Origin of the sequence: Pseudomonas sp. PSPC2-3 (genome assembly GCF_049898265.1) — a bacterium.
Lineage (GTDB): Bacteria > Pseudomonadota > Gammaproteobacteria > Pseudomonadales > Pseudomonadaceae > Aquipseudomonas > Aquipseudomonas veronii.
On record NZ_JAFCXJ010000002.1, the window covers coordinates 704,745 to 723,591 of the forward strand.

Genomic DNA, 18,847 nt, shown 5'->3' on the forward strand with positions numbered 1-18,847 from the left:
GGAATTGAACTTTACCGCCTCACCCCGTTAGCCATTAGTCGAATACTGCCTTTCGCGGACAGCGTTTTATAGTGTGTAATAGAAAAATCACCCACTATTAAAATCGACTCCCGGTACTTTGAATGTCGCCCATCCCCTCTTCACCGAATACCCTTCCGATAAATGAGGAACTGTTGCAATTACTCCAAGCGACGGCTAACGCCCAAACCGCCTGGATGACAACCGTCAATCATTTGGAAGCGGCCTGTGATGAGGTATGGCTGGCTCGCATGTGGGAAGTGGAACACCTTGAAAATCAATACAGGGCCTGCCAGGACCAGCTGTTTTCCTATCTGAAAAAAGCGATCAAGATCTAGACTTATCAGTACGGCCCTGCACTCTTTTCGGTCGTTCGCGCGCCGAAAACAGCGCCCGCCAGAACTCGGGCCGGCTGAATATTCGACTAAAGTACAAAGCCGCACTACGCGTGTCGAAAAAGCCACCTTAGTTGAATAACCGACAACTCCGCCAACGCCCGACAGACGTGGAGCTGTATCCTTTCAGTCGCACCGCCAATCAATCTCCCTCGCATCCTGATATTTTTCATACATGGCCCGATTTGCCATCTGGATCAGCCTGACCGTCACACTAGTGCTAAAGCATTAAGAGGGATGGTCGACATTCAGGTGATAAAGGATCAATCAACCTGAGTTACTCACTGGAGTCCATATGTTCGGCTGGATCAGCAATATCCGAGTCAGTGCTAAATTAAGTTGGGGATTCGGCCTGGTACTGGGGCTTGCGTTGTTGCTGGCCGCGACCGGCTGGTACGCCGTGGTGGCATTGACCGACCGCGGGCTCAAGGTTGAGGAAATTGCGCAGGTCAGCGATTACACCAAAGACTTGCGGATCATTCGCTTGCGCATCGGTACGAACACCCAACCGGATGCCTATCAACCGCTGCAGCAAACCCTGGATCGCCTCGCAACCCACTTGGACAGCATCAGGGAAAAATTCATCGACCCGCAGGATCAAGACCTGATTCAACAGCAGGAAAATGCAGTCAAAGGGTACGGGCAACTGCTGCATGACCTGGCCACGCCCAATATTGACCAGGCGGCCTTGTTTAAACGGATGGGTCAGTTGGGCGACGTGTTGCTCGACACCACGCAAAAGCTGATTGAGTCGCAAAACACCAAACGCGATTCGGATGCCGCGTCCGCCAAGGCCTCGCTGGGCCTCGTTGCGGCCCTGGCGCTGCTGCTGGGCGCGCTCGCCGCATGGGTGATCACACGGCAAATCGTCAATCCACTGCAGCACACGCTCCAGGCGGTGAACCGCATTGCCCGGGGTGATTTGACCGAGCATGTGGCGGTGACCCGGCGCGATGAGCTGGGCCAACTGCAGTCGGGCCTTCAGCAGATGATGCTCAACCTTCATGAGCTGATCGATGGCATTCGATCCGGCGTTATTCAGGTTGCCAGCGCGGCCGAACAACTGTCGGCGGTGACCGAGCAAACGAATTCGGGGATCAGCACCCAGAAAGCCGAAACAGATCATGTCGCCACCGCAATGAACGAGATGACCGCCACCGTCCACAACGTCGCGCGCAACGCCGAGGAAGCTTCCGTCGCTGCGTCGGCCGCCGATCAGCAAGCCAGCGAGGGCGAGCAGATCGTGGGTGAAGCCATCGAGCAGATCCAGCGCCTGGCGACAGAACTCAACCAGTCGGCAGACGCTGTGCGCCACCTCCAGGAACAGAGCGATAAAATCGGCGGTGTCCTGGACGTGATCAAAGCCGTCGCCCAGCAAACCAACCTGCTGGCGCTGAACGCCGCGATTGAAGCCGCCCGCGCCGGAGAGGCCGGCCGTGGTTTTGCGGTGGTGGCCGACGAAGTGCGCAACCTCGCCCTGCGCACCCAGCGCTCCACCGAAGAAATCGAGAGCCTGGTCGCCGGTGTGCAAAGCGGCACCCAAGCCGTGGCCTCGGGCATGGAAAGCAGCCTGCTGCTGAGCGAAAGCAGCGTGGAATGCACCCACCGTGCCGTCAGCGCGCTGGAGAACATCACCAGCAAGGTCTCGATCATTCAGGCCATGAATCAGCAGATTGCAACGGCGGCGGAACAGCAAAGCGCCGTCACCGAGGAGATCAATCGCAGCGTGATCAACGTTCGCGACATCTCCGACCAGACGGCCAACACCTGCGAGGAAACCGCCGCGTCGAGTAACGAACTGGCGCGGCTGGGACATGAGCTGGAACGGCTGGTGGAGCGTTTCAAGGTCTAGGTGCGGCGGATCGCCAATATCGGTGCTTACAGATTCGTCCGGCGCGGTGGCACAGACACCACCGGTCGATCGGTAAACACCCTGTTGGCGCTGCGGCCCAGCCCATAAATCGCCAGGGCCGCCAGACCGGAAGGCACCACAAGCGCGGCAAACACTTGCGCGAAGGTCCAGCCCCAACTCAGCATCTGCGCGCCGGCAAAGGCGCTGAGGATCGCGCCAACACGACCGATACCGCTCATCCAACTGGCGCCGGTTGCTCGCGCCTGCGTGGGGTAGAACGTGGCGGCCAGCGCATTCATGCCGACGCTCGCGCCATTGAGGCAAAACCCCACCATCCAGGCAATCGAGCACAGCAGCACAAAGTGCCCCGTGGCCTGGCCGATCGCATAGATCACCGCACCGCTCAACATGAACACCGCCATCAGCACCCGGTATTTGTTCCAGCGATCCATTACCCAACCGACGCACAGCGCGCCTGCGGGTCCGCCGATCTGGAACATCGCGGTCACGATGGCCGCGTCCGCGACGCTATAACCGCCGCCTTCTTTCACCAGGGTCGGTAACCAGCCGCTGAACAGGTAGACCAGAAACAACGCAAGGACATAACCGCTCCACAACATCAACGTGCCGAAGCGATAGGACGGGGACAATACGATCTGCATCGCCGAAGCGCGCATCAGCGGATGAGCCGGCAGGCAGAAGGTCGATTTCGCGTCGCTGACGCCCGGTGCGAGTTTTTCCACAATGGCGCGGATAGACGCGTTCGGCGCCTGCCTGGCGACCAGGAAGGCCACCGATTCAGGCAGTTTGAAATACAGTAGCGGCGCCACCAGCAGGGGCAAGACACCGCCCAGGATCAGCATGCTTTTCCAGCCGAAGGCCGGAATCATCCAGGCTGACAGAAAGCCGCCTGCCGCGGCGCCCAAGGAAAACCCGCAAAACGCCACCGTGATCAGGAACGAACGACTGCGCTGCGGCGCGTACTCCGACACCAGGGTGCTGGCATTCGGCATGGCCGCGCCGAGCCCCAAGCCCGTCATGAAGCGCAGTACGACCATGGTATTGATGTCCGGGGAAAACGTCGTCGCCAGCGTCCACAGACCAAACATGAACACACTGCTCACCAGCACGATCTTGCGTCCGTAACGGTCGGCCAGCGGCCCCGCGACCAGCGCACCGACAGCCAGGCCAATCAGCGCCGCACTCAACACCGGGCCCAACTGCTGGTGGCTCAAGCCCCAGTCCATTTTCAATTGCGGTGCGATAAAGCCCATGATTGCCACATCGAAGCCATCCAGGCCGATGATCAGGAAACCGAGAAATACGACCCACTTCTGAAAGCCGCCAATGGCGCGACTGTTGATCAGCGCCTGGATGTCGATGGGTTGAGTTGTCAGCATGAAAGTCACCTCTGTGTTGTGGGGGCGCCCAACCACTGCGCCCGCTTTTTTATTGGGGTGAAACGAGGATCGCGACCGGCGGCTCAAGCGCTGCCGAGACTGTTGAACCGTACCGGACGGATAATCCGGGTTTCCTGAGCCAGGATCAGATGCGCCGATGCTTGCAGGTAGGCCGGGAAGCGGGGGTCGCCATCCCGCGCCTGGCTGCGGCGCTCGAAGTCATCGAGACTGTCGTAGCCCCAGAGGTGAACGACTTGGTTCAATGGGCCGATGCTGCTGGTATAAAAACCCAGCGGCGCGCCCAGATGCTCCAGCAAAGTCGGCATTGCCAGACGATCGAATACCTCGATGAACTCGCTCATGCCGCGTGGACGGATGGTGTAGATGCGGTGATCGATGACCGGTTTGTGAATCATCAGGCCACCTCCTGCTGGGGGGTGCCCGAAGCTTTTTCTGCAGCCACGCGAGCCAGGTGCAGGCCGGTGAGATAAGCGAAGGTCATGATCGGCCCGAGCGTGATCCCGGCAGCGGGATAGTTGCCGCCCATGATGCTCGCCCGGTCGTTGCCCACCGCGTAAAGCCCATCGATCGCCTGGCCTTGTTGGTTGAGCACTTCGCCGCGCACGCTGGTGTTGATGCCATCGAAGGTGCCGAGGTCGCCCATGATCACTTTGAGGGCGTAGTAAGGGCCTTCGCCAATCGGCGCCACGCACGGATTCGGCAGGTTCTGCGGGTCGGCGAGGTAGCGGTTGAAGGTGGTGCTGCCACGGCCGAACTGCTGATCCACGCCCTGCCCCGCCGTGCGATTGTAGTCACGCACGGTCTGTTCCAAGCCGGCCGCGTCGAGCCCGGCGTTGCGCGCCAATTCAGCCAGGGTGCTGCCGCTGTGCAAGTAACCGTTGCGCAGCAATGGCGCGAGGGGCATCGGTGCCGGCTTGGCATAACCCAGCCCGTACTTGGCCATGGTCCGGCGGTCGCAGATCAACCACATGGCGGTTTCAGCCTGGTGGGCGCAGGCGTCAATCATTGCCGCGCCCACGTCGTGATACGAGTTGGACTCGTTGGTGAACCGTTGGCCATTGCGGGTCACGCCGATCACTCCGGGCTTGTAGCGATCGAGCAGATGCGGGAAGGCGGTGAACCTGCCGTTACCCATCGGCACTTTCGAGACGGGCATCCAGGCAGCAGGCGCCTTGAGCCGTATATCGACGGTGCCACCCAAGGCCTCGGCCATGCGTGCGCCATCTCCGGTGTTGGTCTGCGGCACCGGGGAGAAATGCTCGCCACCGCGGCGCACATGGGGATAGGCCTGCTTCAACCGTTGCAGATCATGGGAAAACCCACCGCTGGCCAGCACCACACCGTAGCGGGCTTCAAACCGCACTTCACCGCCCGCGGTCTGAGCGACCACGCCATTGACCCGGTCTGCGCTTTTCAACAATTGCTGCGCGCTGGTTTGCGTCAGAATCGGAATCCCCAGGTCCAGTGCCGATTTCGCCAGCCGCGCGGCCAAGGCATTGCCGCTGGTCACCTGAATGCCGCGCCGGTAAAGCAGCAACTCCTTGGCATGCGTCATCAAGCGCTTTGCGACATAGAGGAATGAGGTCAGGGATTTGGTGGCATTGAAGAAATGCTTGAGGTCGGCATTCGACGAATTGAACATCATCCCAATGAACGTGATGGTTTTGAGCGGCGGCCGCAGGCGTGCCATGTCGGCCCCAAGCTTGCGGATGTCGAAAGGCGCGGCGAGGATCGAACGGCCAATATCGACGCCACCGGCCACGTCCGGGTGATAGTCCGGATAGAGGGTGGGGACGAACTGGACCTCGGTCTCTCGCTGGAAAAAATCGATCATCCGCGGCGCGTTATCGAGAAATGCATCGACGGCCTCGGCATCGTAGAAATCGCCCGTTTCGTGCTTCATATAGGTCAGCGCGGCCTCGCGGCTGTCCGGGATGCCGTTGGCCTGGGACAAGGCATTGCCGGGAATCCACAGCACCCCACCCGAGAAGGCGGTGGTGCCGCCGAAGAACGCATCCTTTTCAATCACAATGACTTCCAGCCCCTGCTTGCGCGCCGTAATGGCGGTCGCCAGGCCACCGGCACCGGCGCCGATCACCAGTACGTCGCACCGGCGGATCGCCGCGGTTGTTGTCGTCGTCATAGTCAGTCTCACTCGGTAAAAGCCAGCCGAACGGCAGCCGTCGTCGCCATCGACAGCACGACAGGCGAGGGTTCGCTGGGGGATTCGGAGTCGACCGTCATCGGCCGAACGGAGGTCAGGCCTGGCGGCTGATCGTGGGTGATTCGTAGCCGGGGCGAGGGATCAACGCCATCAACATACTTTCCAGGCCTCCATCGACGGTCAACTCGGCAGCGTTGACATAACCTGCCCGCGGGCTCGCAAGGAACAGGACGGCATCGGCTATGTCCTGCGGCTCGCCGATCCGCTGGTTGGCGGTCATCGCCTTGCGCTCTTGCTCGACCTTGGGATCGGCGTAGAACGCTGCCGACAGCGGCGTGCGGATCAGGCCCGGGCAGATGGCATTGCTGCGGATGCCCCGCGGCCCCCACTCCGCCGCTATCTGCCGAGAAAGCATGGCGACCCCGGCCTTGGCTGTACTGTAGGCACCGCTGAAGGTTTGCGGGTAATGCGCGGCGATCGACGCGATATGCACGATGCTGCCGCTTTGTCGGGCCAGCATCAGGCGCCCGAACGCCTGGGCACACAGCAGATAGCCCGTCAGGTTGACCGACAGCACCTGGTTCCATTCGTCCAGGGTCAGCGTTTCAAGCGCCCCGGCCTGCAGCACGCTGGCGTTGTTGATCAGCACATCGCAACGCCCATGGAGCGCCTGCACTTGCTCCGCGGCCTGTTGCACGCTAAAGGGATCGGCAATATCGCAGTGCAACACCGAGACATCCGCTTCACTGTTTTTCGCCAGCTCGACGGCCAGTTCACGGCATTTCCGTTCGTCGCGATCGAGCAGCACCACATGGGCATTCTGGCTAACCAGCGCGGCGGCGATCGCAGCGCCGATACCGCCAGCCGCGCCAGTGAGGACACAGACTTTGGCCTCGAGGTTCAGCCAGTTTTTCGGCAGGTCGTTATTATTCATTGTTATCTCCAACACGCATTTCAAGACAGTTCGCCCACTGCATGGCAAGCAGCAGGCGAGGCTCAGCATAGAAGCGTGGGACGACTCACAAGAATGGACAAAACCTTCAACCGTAGAGACTTTTACGACAAATCAGCGGCAAATTGCCCTACGCGCGGATTCTTCGCTAAGGTAGAAAACACGTGCCTGTAGACCATAAGAATAATGAACAAGATTCCCAGCTATGCCCTGTACGGCGAGGCGGCGGCGCCGATATGGCACGACTCCCTGCATGTCGAGTCAATCTCCCTGCGCTCCGGCGCCTATAACTGGGAGATCGCCGCTCATCGCCACGATGGGTTGTTGCAGATGCTGTACCTGCAAAGCGGCGAAGGCGAGGTGCTGCTGGACAACCAGCGGGTCGAGGTCAAGGCCCCGTGCCTGCTGTTCATCCCTGAGCAGATCGTGCATGGCTTCGCCTGGCACGGCCGGGTCGAAGGGCATGTGATCACCGCCGTCCAACACCCGCTGGAAAGCATCGTCCAAGTGCTCTCCCCTGGCCTGTTACCGCAGATCCAGAAACCCTGCGTAGTCGCCCTGCCGCACTGGGCGCCGGCCGATGATCCGCTGGAGCCTCTGTATCGGGCGTTGTACGGCGAATACCACGGACGCGGTCGGGAACACATCGCGTGCAGCATGTCGTTATTGTTGGCGCTGGTGATCCAGATGCTGCGCCTGAGCGAGTACAGCCACGACCTGCATGCACACCGTCATGATCGACGCAGCCAGCAGGTCGTTGCCTTTCGCGAGCTGGTGAACAGGCACTTTCGCGAGCATCTTTCGCTGCATGACTATGCCGGTTTCCTGGGGGTCACCGTCGTCACATTGGGCCGGCTGTGCCACGAACAACTCGGCATGACCCCCATGACCCTGATCAACGCCCGGCTGATCCTCGAAGCCAAACGCGAGCTGGCCCATTCGGCCCAAAGCGTGAAGCAGATTGCCCATGGCATGGGCTTTTCCGATGTCGGTTACTTCAGCCGCTTTTTTCGCAAGCACGCCCAGTGCAGCCCGAGTGAATTCCGCCTTCAAACCCAAGCCACACGTCACGCAACGTGACGCTCTCAGTCAACTCTGACCGTTGTGTTCAAGCAACCCGAAAGCTCGAGAATTAAAGTTGAAGCGCCAGGGGAAGCTACCCCAGCTCACAACTCCAATAATAGAGCGACGTCAATGAGACTGACACAATCCTTGCCAGCGTGCCTGACACTCAGCTTCGTATCACTTGCCGTCTTTGCGGCAGAGGGCCCTCCTCCCCCCTCCGTGAGCCAACCCAGCGGTATCAACCTGGGCGGTACCAGCTTTTATGATGGGTTCGCAGGCCCCCCCGGGCTAACGCATCAGACCTATCTGAAGTTCAGTACATCCAGCAGCGTTCGTGATAATGGCGGCAAGGACAACCGCAACTTCGATAACCCGAAGATCAACGTCATTACCCTGATCAACCAATTCAGCTATTACTCGCCCGACACCATCGGCGGCGGCGCGCATTTGGGCTGGAGCCTTTTGGTGCCCGTGGTCTCCCTGGACGGCGACTTTGGCGACAACGGCGTAAAGCTCAAGGACAACGGCGTCGGCCTGGGCGACGTCACTGTCGGCCCGCAGATCCAGTTCGATCCGATCGTCAACGCCGAAGGCCGGCCGGTGTTTGTGCAGCGCGTGGCCTTCGATACGATCCTGCCCACCGGCAAGTACGACAAACACAAGGACTTGAATCCCGGCTCCAATTACTTCTCCTTCAACCCCTACTGGGCCGCGACCCTGATGCCGGCGCCGCGCTGGGAAGTGAGTTGGCGCTTGAATTACTTGTACAACTTCAAGAACAACGACCCGGCAAGCAGTTCGGCGCAGTTCTTTGAAGGGCGGCCGGTGCACGACACCCAATCGGGTCAATCGGCGTGGGCCAACTTTACGGCTTCGTATGAGGTGTTCCCGAAGGTTTCAGTCGGGATCAACGGCTATTACTTCAGGCAGATTTCCGATGACCAGGTCAACGGCGACCGCCTGAGCAATTCTCGGGAAAAAGTACTGGGCATTGGCCCCGGCCTCTTCTGGAAAATGACCGAAGACCAGGCCTTTTGGCTCAATACCTATAAAGAGACCGGCGTGGAAAACCGCAGCAAGACGGATTACGCCGTGCAGGTCCGCTACGTTCACAAGTTCTGACTGAGGTGATATGCGATGAATGCGCTCGACTCCATCGACAGCAAGAAATCACTGGGCGCTATTTGCCTGATGATGGTCATTTCCCTGGGAACGCTGCAGATCCAGCCGATCCTGGGCGGCGCGTTGATTGATCAACTGGGGCTGCCGCTCAATGCCATCGGCGCGATCTTCGCCGCCGAGTTGATCGCGATGGCCATCGCCTGCGGCGTCTGTGCTCTGTTCATGGCACGGGTCGACCGCCGCCGCTTTGCGCTGGTTGCCTTGCTGATCCTGGCCGCCGGCAACCTGGCGAGCACACAACTGCACAGCCAGGCCTGGCTGATGGTGTTCAGGATCATCTGCGGCGCCAGCGGTGGCGCGGTCATGGCGGTGGTGTATGCGACTGCGGCGCTGCGCAGGTCGAAAGACGCGACATTCGCCGTGATCAATATCGGCAACCTGCTCTGGGGCATGCTGCTGGTGACGTCCATGCCCATGCTCTTGCAGGCGTTTGGCGTGCAGGGCGCGTTTTCCTTGCTGGCCATCACCAGCCTGTTCGCGGCGCTGGGTTGCTGGAAAATCCCCAGGCACTACCCTGACGCCCATCGCATCGCCCAGGGTGCGGCTCAGCCGTTCGGGCTGACTGCCGTACTGCTGATCCTGTTGTTTGCACTGTTGTTTTTCGGGCACTCCGCGCTGTGGGTGTATCAGGAACGAATTGGCAAAAGTATTGGCCTGGAACCCCAGCAGATCGGCGCCATCCTCGGCGGCAGCATCCTTGCCGGCGCCCTGGGCGCCGGGCTCTCCGGGCTGTTGGGGCGCCGCCTGGGTTTGCTGTTTCCGCAACTGCTGAGCTTTGGCACCGCGTTGCTGGCGACCCTGGTGATGGTCTATGGCGACAGCACCGTCGCGTTCGCCGCCACGGCGTGCCTGATCCATATGGTGTGGTTTTTCAGCCTGCCCTACCTGCTGTCGATGGCGGCCGAACTGGACCCTTCCGGTCGATTGGCCGGCCTGGGCAACGCGGCGATTTTTGTCGGCCAAGGGCTGGGCCCGTTCGGTGCCGCGCTGGTGGTCGGCGAAGGGCATTTCCGGGCCGTGGGGTGGCTGGCAGCCTCGGCGTATGGAGTGGCCTTGATCATTTCGTGCCTGGTGGTGGCGCGCTTTCGTCGAGGCCTCAAACCGCGCGCGCCGGCCCTGTCGCCACAATCTGCCTGAATACCCTGCCCTGACGTGAACCCACTGGATCAATGAGATGACGCGATGAATATTCCATTTCCCAAAACCCCCGAGTTTTCCGGCGCGCTGTATACCCCCAGCCGCGTAGAAGCCGACGTATTCGACCTGGAGATCGAAGGCGCTGTGCCTGAGGCGATCCGCGGGACCTTTTATCAAGTCTCGCCGGACCCGCAATACCCGCCCATGCTGGGCACGGATATCTTCTTCAACGGCGACGCCATGGTCAGCGGCTTCTATTTTGCCGATGGCAAGGTCTCGTTGCGTCGGCGCTATGTGCTCACCGATCGCCTGGTCGCCCAGCGCCGTGAAGGGCGTTCGCTCAACGGCGTCTATCGCAATGCCTACACCAACGACGCGCTCGCGGCAAAAAACAACACCACGGCCAACACCTCGGTGATCCCGCATAACAACGTCCTGCTGGCACTCAAGGAAGATGCCATGCCGTGGGCACTGGACCCGCAGACGCTGGAGACCCTCGGCGAGTGGAATTTCGACGGGCAGATCGACTCAGCCACCTTCACCGCCCATCCCAAGCTCGACCCGGTGACCGGAAACCTGCTGGCCTTCAGCTACGAAGCCAAAGGCGACGGCACACCCGACATGGCGTATTTCGAAATTTCGCCGCAGGGCAAACTGCTGCACCAGATCTGGTTCCAGGCGCCCTACGCCGCCATGGTCCACGACTTCGCGGTCACCGAGCATTATGTGGTGTTCCCGCTGATCCCCCTGACGGTGGACGTCGAGCGCATGAAACAAGGCGGCCAGCATTTCCAGTGGCAGCCCGAACTGCCCCAGCTGTTTGCCGTGGTGCCGCGCCACGGGGACGCGCGCGAGGTGCGTTGGTTCAAAGGGCCCAAGGACGGCTTCCAGGGCCATACCCTGAACGCGTTCGACGAAGACGGTAAAGTCTATGTGGACATGCCGGTCACCGGCGGCAACGTCTTTTACTTCTTTCCCCAGGCGGACGGTTTCGTACCGCCGCCGGAAACCCTGGCGGCCAGCCTGATGCGCTGGGTCTTTGACCTGAGCAGCGCACAGGACGAACTGCAACCGCAGGCGCTGACGGACTATCCCTGTGAATTTCCCCGCTGCGATGACCGTTACATAGGCCGCAAATATGAACACGGATTCCTGCTCGCCTTTGATCCGCAGCGGCCGTATAACTCGGCGAATGGCCCGATGCCGTTTCAGTTCTTCAACCTGCTGGCTCACATCAACCTGACAACCGGTGTCACCGACGCATGGTTTCCCGGTGACAGCGGGTGCTTTCAGGAACCCATTTTCATTCCACGCTCCGCCGCGGCAGCGGAAGGCGATGGCTACGTGGTCTGCCTGCTCAACCTGATTGTCGAAGGGCGCAGTGAACTGGTGGTGCTGGACTCCACTGACATGGCGGCCGGCCCCATCGCCCGCATCAAAGTCCCATTCCGTATGCGGATGTCGCTGCACGGCTGCTGGGCACCGCGCTAAATCGGCATAGCGTTCCCCTCCCCTCCAATAGCCACGCCCGTAGCCATCCACATACTGGAATGGCACGGGCTGCTTGGCGTTTCAGGCAGCAATCCGATCACCGAACAGAAAAATAACATTTATTCCGAAATGCAGGATTTATACAAAAATCCCACTTTACAGGATTAGTTCGCAAGACTAGATTGAGCCCATTGCAGCCCATCTCACGCTCCCCTTTCCGAGAGGACACTTCATGAAATTCGCGAGCTTTATCGTTCAAGGCCGTACCACCTACGGGGTGGTCGAGGGCGCTCAGGTGATTGACCTGGAATCGGTCAAATCCACCTTTGGCACCGACCTCAAGCAAGCCATCGCCATCAATCGCCTGGGTGAACTGACGCCGACCATCCTGGCCGCGCTGCCACGCGTAGCGTTGGCGGACGTGACGTTCCTGCCGGTGATCGCAAACCCGGGCAAAGTGCTGTGCATTGGCATCAACTACGCCACCCATGTGCGTGAAACCGGTCGGGAGATGCCGACCTACCCAATGATTTTCACGCGTTTCGCCGACAGCCAGGTTGCACACCTGCAACCGATCATTCGCCCAAAGGTTTCGCATAAGCTGGATTTCGAAGGCGAACTTGCAGTGGTCATCGGCAAAACCGCGCGCCACGTCAAGGCTTCGCAGGCGCTGGAGTATGTGGCCGGTTATGCCTGCTACAACGATGGCAGCGTCCGCGACTGGCAGAAGCACACCATCCAGTTCGTGCCGGGCAAGAATTTCCCGGACACCGGCGGCTTCGGTCCCTGGCTGGTGACTTGCGATGAGATCGGCGACCCGCAGGACCTGGAATTGACCACGCGCCTGAACGGCCAAGTGATGCAACACACCCGCACCAGCGACATGATTTTCGACGTGCGCCACCTGATCGAATACTGCTCCACCTTCACCGAACTGGCGCCCGGCGATGTGATTGTCAGCGGCACCACCGGTGGCGTCGGCGCATTCCGTGAACCGCCGGTATGGATGAAGCCCGGCGATACCGTCGAGGTCGAGATATCGGGCATCGGCATCCTGCGCAACAGCATCGCCGATGAACAATAAGCCATGAAGCCATTACCTGAATCAGAACACCTGCCGGAGCAGGACGCCGACAGCAAAGGCTCAAGCCTGGAGCGCATGCTGCGGGTGCTGGATCTGTTTACCGAGGCCAGCCCGATCTGGGCGGTCGACGAGATGGGCGCTGCGCTGGGTTACACGCGGTCGACCATCTACCGCTACGTGCGCGAACTGGCCGAGGCGAACCTGTTGTTTCAGGTCGAAGCCGGCCGCTACGCGTTGGGCGCACGGATTATCACCTGGGACCGCCAACTGCGCCTGAGCGACCCGCTGGTACGCGCAGCGCAAGCCCTGGAACAAGACCTGCCGCGTTGGAGCGAGCAACAGGTGTGGCTGATCTGCCGGCTGTTCAAGAACCAGGTGGTGTGTATCCACCAGCATGGCGACTTGTTCAGCGAGGTCAGCTACTCCCGCGGCTCACCCAGGCCGCTGTTCCTCGGCGCGACCTCGAAGGCGATCCTCGCCAACATGACGTCGCGCCAACACAGTCAGCTGTTTCTGGAAAACCCCGATGAAGTGCGCGCCAGCCATCTGGGACAGACCTGGGAACAATTCCGCCGCTCACTGCAGCAACTGCGCCGCCAGGGCTATGTCGCCAGCGCGGCTGAAATTGACCCCGGCGTCTACGGCCTGGCGGCACCGATCTTCGACAACGACAGCAAGGTGGTCGGCAGCATCAGTTGCCTGCGTCCGATTCAGGAGCGCGACAACGCCCAGGAAGCGCAACAAGGGGCACAAATGCAGGCCCTCGCACAGGCGTTGTCGCAGCGCATGGCGACGCTCACCCACCGCCCCGCGTAGCCAGACTGAAAACTTTGGAAGGGAATAACAATGACAACCCTCAACAGCTTCAGCACCCAAGTCTTGATCATCGGGGCAGGCCCTACCGGACTGACCCTGGCCAACCTCCTCGGCCAGGCCAACGTGGACAGCCTGATCATCGACCGCAAACCCGGCACCGTGACCGAACCGCGTGCCGTCTCGATCGACGATGAATCCTTGCGCACCATGCAAGCCATCGGGCTGGATGACGCCGTGTTGCGCGATGTGGTGCCCGGTTATGGCGTGCATTACTTCACCCGCGCGGGCGGGCGTTGCTTCGGCAAGGTCGAGCCGACCGGCAGGTTATATGGGTTTCCCAAGCGTAACGCCTTCCGCCAGCCGCTGTTCGAAAGCACGCTGAAGACCGGCCTTGAGCGTTTTGCGAACCTGACCGCGCGCTTCAATCACGAGCTGCTCGAGTTCACCCAAGACCAGCATGGCGTGCACGCGTTGATCAAGGATGCCGATGGCCAGTTGCTCAACGTCAAGGCCAGCTACCTGATCGCCTGCGACGGCGGCCGCAGCCCGGTGCGCAAGCAACTGGGGATCGAGATGGTGGGGTCGAGCTTCTCCTCACGCTGGCTGGTGGTCGATACCGACCAGGATGACGACCCCTTCTGGCAGACCCGCGTGTACTGCGATGCCCGCCGCCCCGTGGTGGAAGTGCCCGGCCCACACCGCACGCGGCGCTTTGAATTCCTGCTCAAGCCGGACGAAACCGATGCGCAGGTGCTCAGCCCCGAATGCCTGCACACCCTGCTTCATCCGTTCAAAGGCGATGCCCCGGTGTCCATCGTGCGCAAGACGGTGTACACCTTTCATGCCCGCATCGCCGAACGTTGGCAGGTCGGCCGCGTATTTCTCGCCGGCGATGCCGCGCATTTGACCCCGCCCTACGCGGGGCAAGGGATGAACAGCGGCGTTCGCGATGCCCACAATCTGGGCTGGAAGCTGGTCGCCGTGCTCAAGGGCCAAATGGCGGCGAACGCCCTGCTGTCCTACGAAAGCGAGCGGCGCGACCATGCCTGGGCCTTGATCAAGCTGGCCCTGAACCTTGGTGTGGTCATGGCGCCAGCCACCGTGCTGCGGGCTCGCCTGATCAGCGCGGCATTCGCGGTCATCGGCCTGGTGCCGCCGCTGCGCGATTATTTCCTGCAAATGCGCTTCAAGCCCAAACCGCGCTTTACCAAAGGCCTGGTATTGCCCGAAGGCAAGGCCGGGAAACTGGCCTGCGGGCAAATGTTTCCTCAGCCATTGCTGACCGATGCCCAAGGCCGCGCTCACCTGCTGGACACGACCATCGGTGCCGGCTTCGCCCTGATCCAATATGGCGACCTGCCCCATCCACGTCTCGATGAACTGCGACACGGTCTGTGGGACCACCTGGAAGCCAAACGCATCCTGATCCTGCCCGCACACGTTCAGACGCTACCGTCGATCCCCGGCTGCACCGTGCTGCAAGACCGCGAGAATGCGCTCAAGGACCTGCTCGGCGACAGCCAGAAGTTTCTGCTGCTGCGTCCGGATCGCTATGTCGCCGCCATCTTCGAGATGGCCACGCAAGACCCGGTCGCCGACGCATTGCAATCGCTGTTCGGCATCACCCTGACGAACAACTGCGCGGATCAGCCGGGCATGGCGCCCGTCTACCCCTGAACCTTCAGCCCCAGAGGTGTTTATGCAAACCTTGCAGACTTCCACCCCCGCCCGCCTGTGTTACCTGCACCTGGCAAGCAAAGCTCCACAGCAGCAGGTCGACTTCTATCGGCGCCTGCTGGACATGGACGGCCTGGCGCAGGCTGACGGCAGCTGGCTGCTCCAGGGGCCCCAACGGGCCATGCTGATTTCACCCGCCGACCATAGCGGCCTGCTCGCGGCGGCGTATGACCTGGGCAGCCAAGCGCACTTGAGTGAACTGCGCGCGCGCCTGCTCGGCAACGGTTGTCAGGTCGAAGCGCTCGACTCGCCGCTGCTGGAAGCGGGCGCCTTTCAAATCCGTGACCCCCAGGGTCGGCAAACCCTATTTGGCGTGTCTCGCGGCGCGTCCACCATCGACCGCAAGGGCATGCCGGGGCGCCTGCAGCACGTGGTGTTCCAGACCACGGAGCTGGAAGCGATGATCGACTTCTACGTCAACACAGTGGGGTTCACCGTCTCGGACAATGTCGTCGACGAGCAAAGCGGCCAGCTCACCACCTGCTTCCTGCGTTCGGACGATGAACACCATTCGCTGGCGTTCTTCCGCGGGTCGAAAAACGAGTGGGATCACCACTGTTACGAAACCAACGAATGGAATGACATCCGCGACTGGGGCGACCGCTTCGCCAAGGAGCGGATCACCTTGTTCTTCGGCCCGGGACGACATGGCCCAGGCAACAACCTGTTCTTCATGGTGGTCGATGCCGATCGCAACCGCCTGGAATTCTCGGCCGAGCTGGAGATCACCGAAGCCTCCCGCCCGCCTGGCGTCTGGCCGCAGGAGGAATACACCCTCAACGCCTGGGGACGCGCCTGGATCCGAAGCTGAATACGCTCAACCTAAAGGGTCTGCCCTCACCACCCTCAATCGACGCGGCTACCTGCCTCTAAGGTAAGACTATGACAACTCCAATACTCGCGGCCTACGCCATCAACGGCGACCAATACATCAACGGCACCTGGCGTGCGGGTCGTTCTGCACGACGCCTGGACGACCGCAACCCCTTCAACGGCGAACCCTTGCTGGAAATGCCCCTGGCCTCGGTGGCCGACCTGGATGACGCCTACCAGGCCGCCCAGCGCGCGCAAACCGACTGGGCAGCGCTGCACCCGACCCAGCGCAGTGCGCAACTGGAAAAACTCGCCCAGGTCATCCAGAACCGCAGCGAAGAAATCATCGACTGGCTGATCCGCGAGTCCGGCAGTACCCGTATCAAAGCTGGCATGGAATGGCAGTTCACCCTCAACCTGGTTCGCGAATGCGCAACACTGCCGATGCAGGTTGAAGGCCGGATCCTGACCAGCTACAAGCCTGGCGAACAGAGTTTCGTGTTTCGCGAGCCGCTGGGGGTGGTCGGTGTGATCAGCCCGTGGAACTTCCCGCTGTACCTGAGCATGCGCTCGGTGGTGCCGGCCCTTGCGCTGGGCAATACCGTGGTGCTCAAGCCTGCCAGCGATACGGCGGTTACCGGCGGCCTGTTGATTGCCCATCTGTTCGAAGAGGCCGGGTTCCCGGCGGGCTCGCTGAACGTGGTGGTCGGCGCGGGTGCGGAGATCGGCGATGCGTTCGTCGAACACCCGATACCGAGCCTGATCTCCTTCACCGGCTCCACCGACGTGGGACGCAACGTCGGACGCATCGCCACTGGCGGCAAGCACATCAAGCGCGTGGCCCTGGAACTGGGCGGTAACGCACCGCTGGTGGTGCTGGAGGATGCGGACATCGAGATAGCGGCGCATGCCGCCGTGGTCGGGCGCTTCCTGCATCAGGGCCAGATCTGCATGAGCGTCAACCGGGTCATTGTTGATCGTGCGCTGTATGCCGACTTCGCGGCGCTGGTGGTCGAGCGCGTGCGCAATCTCAAGACCGGTGACCCGGCCAAGGCCGATACGGTAATCGGGCCGGTGGTCAACCAGAGTCAGCTTGATGGCCTGCTTGGGAAGATCGACGCCGCCGAGCGTGCCGGTCTCAAGCAACTGTGTGGCGGCCAGGCGCGCGGGCTGGTGCTACCGGCCCACGTCTTCGGTGAAGTGGGCCCCGAGCAGGCCTTGGCCCGCGATGAAACGTTCGGCCCGTTGCTGCCGCTGATGATTGCGCAGAATCAGGCCCATGCCCTGGAGTTGGCCAATGCAAGCGAGTACGGTCTGTCCAGCGCGGTGTTTACCCGTGACATGGCACGCGGCCTGAGCTTTGCCCGGGGCATCGTAGCGGGCATGACCCATATCAACGACATCACCGTCGATGACCAGCCCAATGCGCCGTTCGGCGGCGAAAAGAATTCCGGTCTTGGACGCTTCAACGGCCACTATGCCTTGGATGAGTTTACCCGAGCCCATTGGGTCACCTGGCAAGCCGGGGGCCATCACTACCCGTTCTGATCGTCTGTCAGGAGCGGGCAAGGCTCACACCTTGCCCGCCAGCCCAAAACAAAAAAACAAAAGGCGAAACAATGAATAACCTAGCCTGCGTATCCACCGATCAAGTCGTTCGCTCTGATCGGCTGATGAAATGGAAAGAGTTCATGAGCGATCACCTGGGCCGCACGCCGGAGTATATAAAGCGCCTGGAGTCCACCAACATCGACCCGTTGCACAACGGCAACTTCCAGGGCCGCCTGGAATACGGCGACTTGGGCCAGTTGCGTTTCTGCCGCATGACCGCCAGTGCCCATCGCTATTCACGCCACCTGAGCAAGGCGCTTGATGTCGTCGACACACCGCGCATGTTGATACTGCAGGTCGCTGGTGTCAGTCATTTCGAGCAAGGCCAGCAAAACAGCACCGTCGCGCCGGACGAAATGCTCCTGGTCGACTGCGGCAAACCCTTCAGCGTCACCAGCACCCAGGGCTGCGAGCACTTTATCCTGCTATTCCAGGGCCCCGCCGGGCAACTGACGCAGACCGGCGACATGCACTTGAATGGCCGCAACGGGCTGGGGCGCATGCTGATGCACTTGATCAGCGACGCTTATCACCAATATCCCCTGCTCAACAGCCAATCGGCCGGGCTGATCGGCGACAGCATCACCGGGTTGCTGAACAATGCGCTGAAGAACAAACAAGATGAAAAGCAACTCGACCATGACTTCCGCTTTTTCAAACAGAATCGCCTCAAGGCGTATATCGAGCGTCACCTGGCCGACCGCGACCTCAGCATCGAGCGCATCGCCAACGCCGAGCAATGCTCAGTGCGCAGCTTGCATCGGGCATTTCAGGACGAACTGGGGTGCAGTGTCAGCGAGTACATCTGGCAGCGTCGGCTGTCCCGTTGCGCCGAGGACCTGCGCAACCATGAACAGGCCCATCGCTCCCTCACCGAGATCGCCTATGCCTGGGGCTATGGCAGCAGCTCGCATTTCAGCCGGCACTTCAAAGCGACATTCGGCATGTCGCCCCGGTTGTTTCGTGACACCGCCAGCGACACCCGTGCCAACGCCACTGCGGCGTAACCCCAGGCGCCGTCCGCCAGCGCCAAGGCGTTGATGGACGGCCCCTGCGATCAATGCGCCTCACCGCCCGGCAAGGGCTGGTAACGCACCGATCAACCGTCA

Annotated in this window: 16 protein-coding genes; 12 read left to right on the forward strand and 4 right to left on the reverse strand. The window is 61.1% G+C overall.

Annotated features, from left to right (window positions below; genetic code table 11):
- Nucleotides 1–173: 173 nt before the first annotated feature.
- Nucleotides 174–356, forward strand: a complete 183-nt coding sequence (locus ACP7E3_RS07130) for a hypothetical protein (RefSeq protein WP_017847583.1) — start codon at nt 174–176, stop codon at nt 354–356.
- 352 nt (nt 357–708) lie between these two features.
- The gene (locus tag ACP7E3_RS07135) at nt 709–2,265 is read left to right on the forward strand and encodes a methyl-accepting chemotaxis protein (protein WP_057005708.1); all 1,557 of its coding nucleotides are present in this window, start codon (nt 709–711) and stop codon (nt 2,263–2,265) included.
- A gap of 26 nt (nt 2,266–2,291) precedes the next feature.
- On the opposite strand, the gene ACP7E3_RS07140 is transcribed toward ACP7E3_RS07135, so the two are convergent.
- The 4 genes from ACP7E3_RS07140 to ACP7E3_RS07155 form a co-directional block, all read right to left on the reverse strand.
- Nucleotides 2,292–3,665 carry an MFS transporter gene (locus tag ACP7E3_RS07140; RefSeq protein WP_057005709.1) on the reverse strand — a complete coding sequence of 458 codons (1,374 nt, stop codon included), beginning with the start codon at nt 3,663–3,665 and terminating at the stop codon, nt 2,292–2,294.
- Nucleotides 3,666–3,748: 83 nt separating this feature from the next.
- Nucleotides 3,749–4,081 carry an NIPSNAP family protein gene (locus ACP7E3_RS07145; protein ID WP_128192415.1) on the reverse strand — a complete coding sequence of 111 codons (333 nt, stop codon included), beginning with the start codon at nt 4,079–4,081 and terminating at the stop codon, nt 3,749–3,751.
- A complete protein-coding gene (locus tag ACP7E3_RS07150; protein ID WP_079444310.1) occupies nt 4,081–5,829 on the reverse strand; it encodes an FAD-dependent oxidoreductase in 1,749 nt (582 codons plus the stop codon). Before ACP7E3_RS07150 ends, ACP7E3_RS07145 begins: the two co-directional genes overlap by 1 nt.
- A 115-nt stretch (nt 5,830–5,944) precedes the next feature.
- A complete protein-coding gene (locus ACP7E3_RS07155) occupies nt 5,945–6,784 on the reverse strand; it encodes an SDR family NAD(P)-dependent oxidoreductase (RefSeq protein ID WP_169864956.1) in 840 nt (279 codons plus the stop codon).
- A gap of 204 nt (nt 6,785–6,988) precedes the next feature.
- Between ACP7E3_RS07155 and ACP7E3_RS07160 the strand changes: the two genes are divergently transcribed.
- The 10 genes from ACP7E3_RS07160 to ACP7E3_RS07205 all read left to right on the forward strand — a co-directional run bounded on the left by ACP7E3_RS07160 (nt 6,989) and on the right by ACP7E3_RS07205 (nt 18,745).
- Entirely contained in the window at nt 6,989–7,882 is an 894-nt protein-coding gene (locus ACP7E3_RS07160; RefSeq protein ID WP_108526259.1) for a helix-turn-helix domain-containing protein, read from the forward strand.
- A 114-nt stretch (nt 7,883–7,996) separates the two neighbouring features.
- Nucleotides 7,997–8,989 (forward strand): SphA family protein, encoded by a 993-nt coding sequence (locus ACP7E3_RS07165; RefSeq protein ID WP_057005713.1) that lies wholly within the window; start codon nt 7,997–7,999, stop codon nt 8,987–8,989.
- Between the two features lie 15 nt (nt 8,990–9,004).
- The gene (locus ACP7E3_RS07170; RefSeq protein ID WP_057005714.1) at nt 9,005–10,186 is read left to right on the forward strand and encodes an MFS transporter; all 1,182 of its coding nucleotides are present in this window, start codon (nt 9,005–9,007) and stop codon (nt 10,184–10,186) included.
- Nucleotides 10,187–10,231: 45 nt separating this feature from the next.
- Complete coding sequence (locus ACP7E3_RS07175) at nt 10,232–11,677, forward strand: carotenoid oxygenase family protein (RefSeq protein ID WP_057005715.1); 1,446 nt, start codon at nt 10,232–10,234, stop codon at nt 11,675–11,677.
- Between the two features lie 232 nt (nt 11,678–11,909).
- Nucleotides 11,910–12,761 carry a fumarylacetoacetate hydrolase family protein gene (locus tag ACP7E3_RS07180; RefSeq protein ID WP_057005716.1) on the forward strand — a complete coding sequence of 284 codons (852 nt, stop codon included), beginning with the start codon at nt 11,910–11,912 and terminating at the stop codon, nt 12,759–12,761.
- 3 nt (nt 12,762–12,764) lie between these two features.
- Complete coding sequence (locus tag ACP7E3_RS07185) at nt 12,765–13,577, forward strand: IclR family transcriptional regulator (RefSeq protein ID WP_057005717.1); 813 nt, start codon at nt 12,765–12,767, stop codon at nt 13,575–13,577.
- A gap of 30 nt (nt 13,578–13,607) precedes the next feature.
- Nucleotides 13,608–15,254: a bifunctional 3-(3-hydroxy-phenyl)propionate/3-hydroxycinnamic acid hydroxylase gene (locus ACP7E3_RS07190; RefSeq protein WP_057005718.1), complete on the forward strand. Its 1,647-nt coding sequence runs from the start codon at nt 13,608–13,610 to the stop codon at nt 15,252–15,254.
- 22 nt (nt 15,255–15,276) lie between these two features.
- Nucleotides 15,277–16,125 carry a VOC family protein gene (locus ACP7E3_RS07195; protein WP_057005719.1) on the forward strand — a complete coding sequence of 283 codons (849 nt, stop codon included), beginning with the start codon at nt 15,277–15,279 and terminating at the stop codon, nt 16,123–16,125.
- Between the two features lie 71 nt (nt 16,126–16,196).
- Nucleotides 16,197–17,675 carry an aldehyde dehydrogenase family protein gene (locus tag ACP7E3_RS07200; RefSeq protein ID WP_057005720.1) on the forward strand — a complete coding sequence of 493 codons (1,479 nt, stop codon included), beginning with the start codon at nt 16,197–16,199 and terminating at the stop codon, nt 17,673–17,675.
- A 71-nt stretch (nt 17,676–17,746) separates the two neighbouring features.
- Nucleotides 17,747–18,745 (forward strand): helix-turn-helix domain-containing protein, encoded by a 999-nt coding sequence (locus tag ACP7E3_RS07205; RefSeq protein WP_057005721.1) that lies wholly within the window; start codon nt 17,747–17,749, stop codon nt 18,743–18,745.
- The last annotated feature ends 102 nt before the right edge of the window (nt 18,746–18,847 follow it).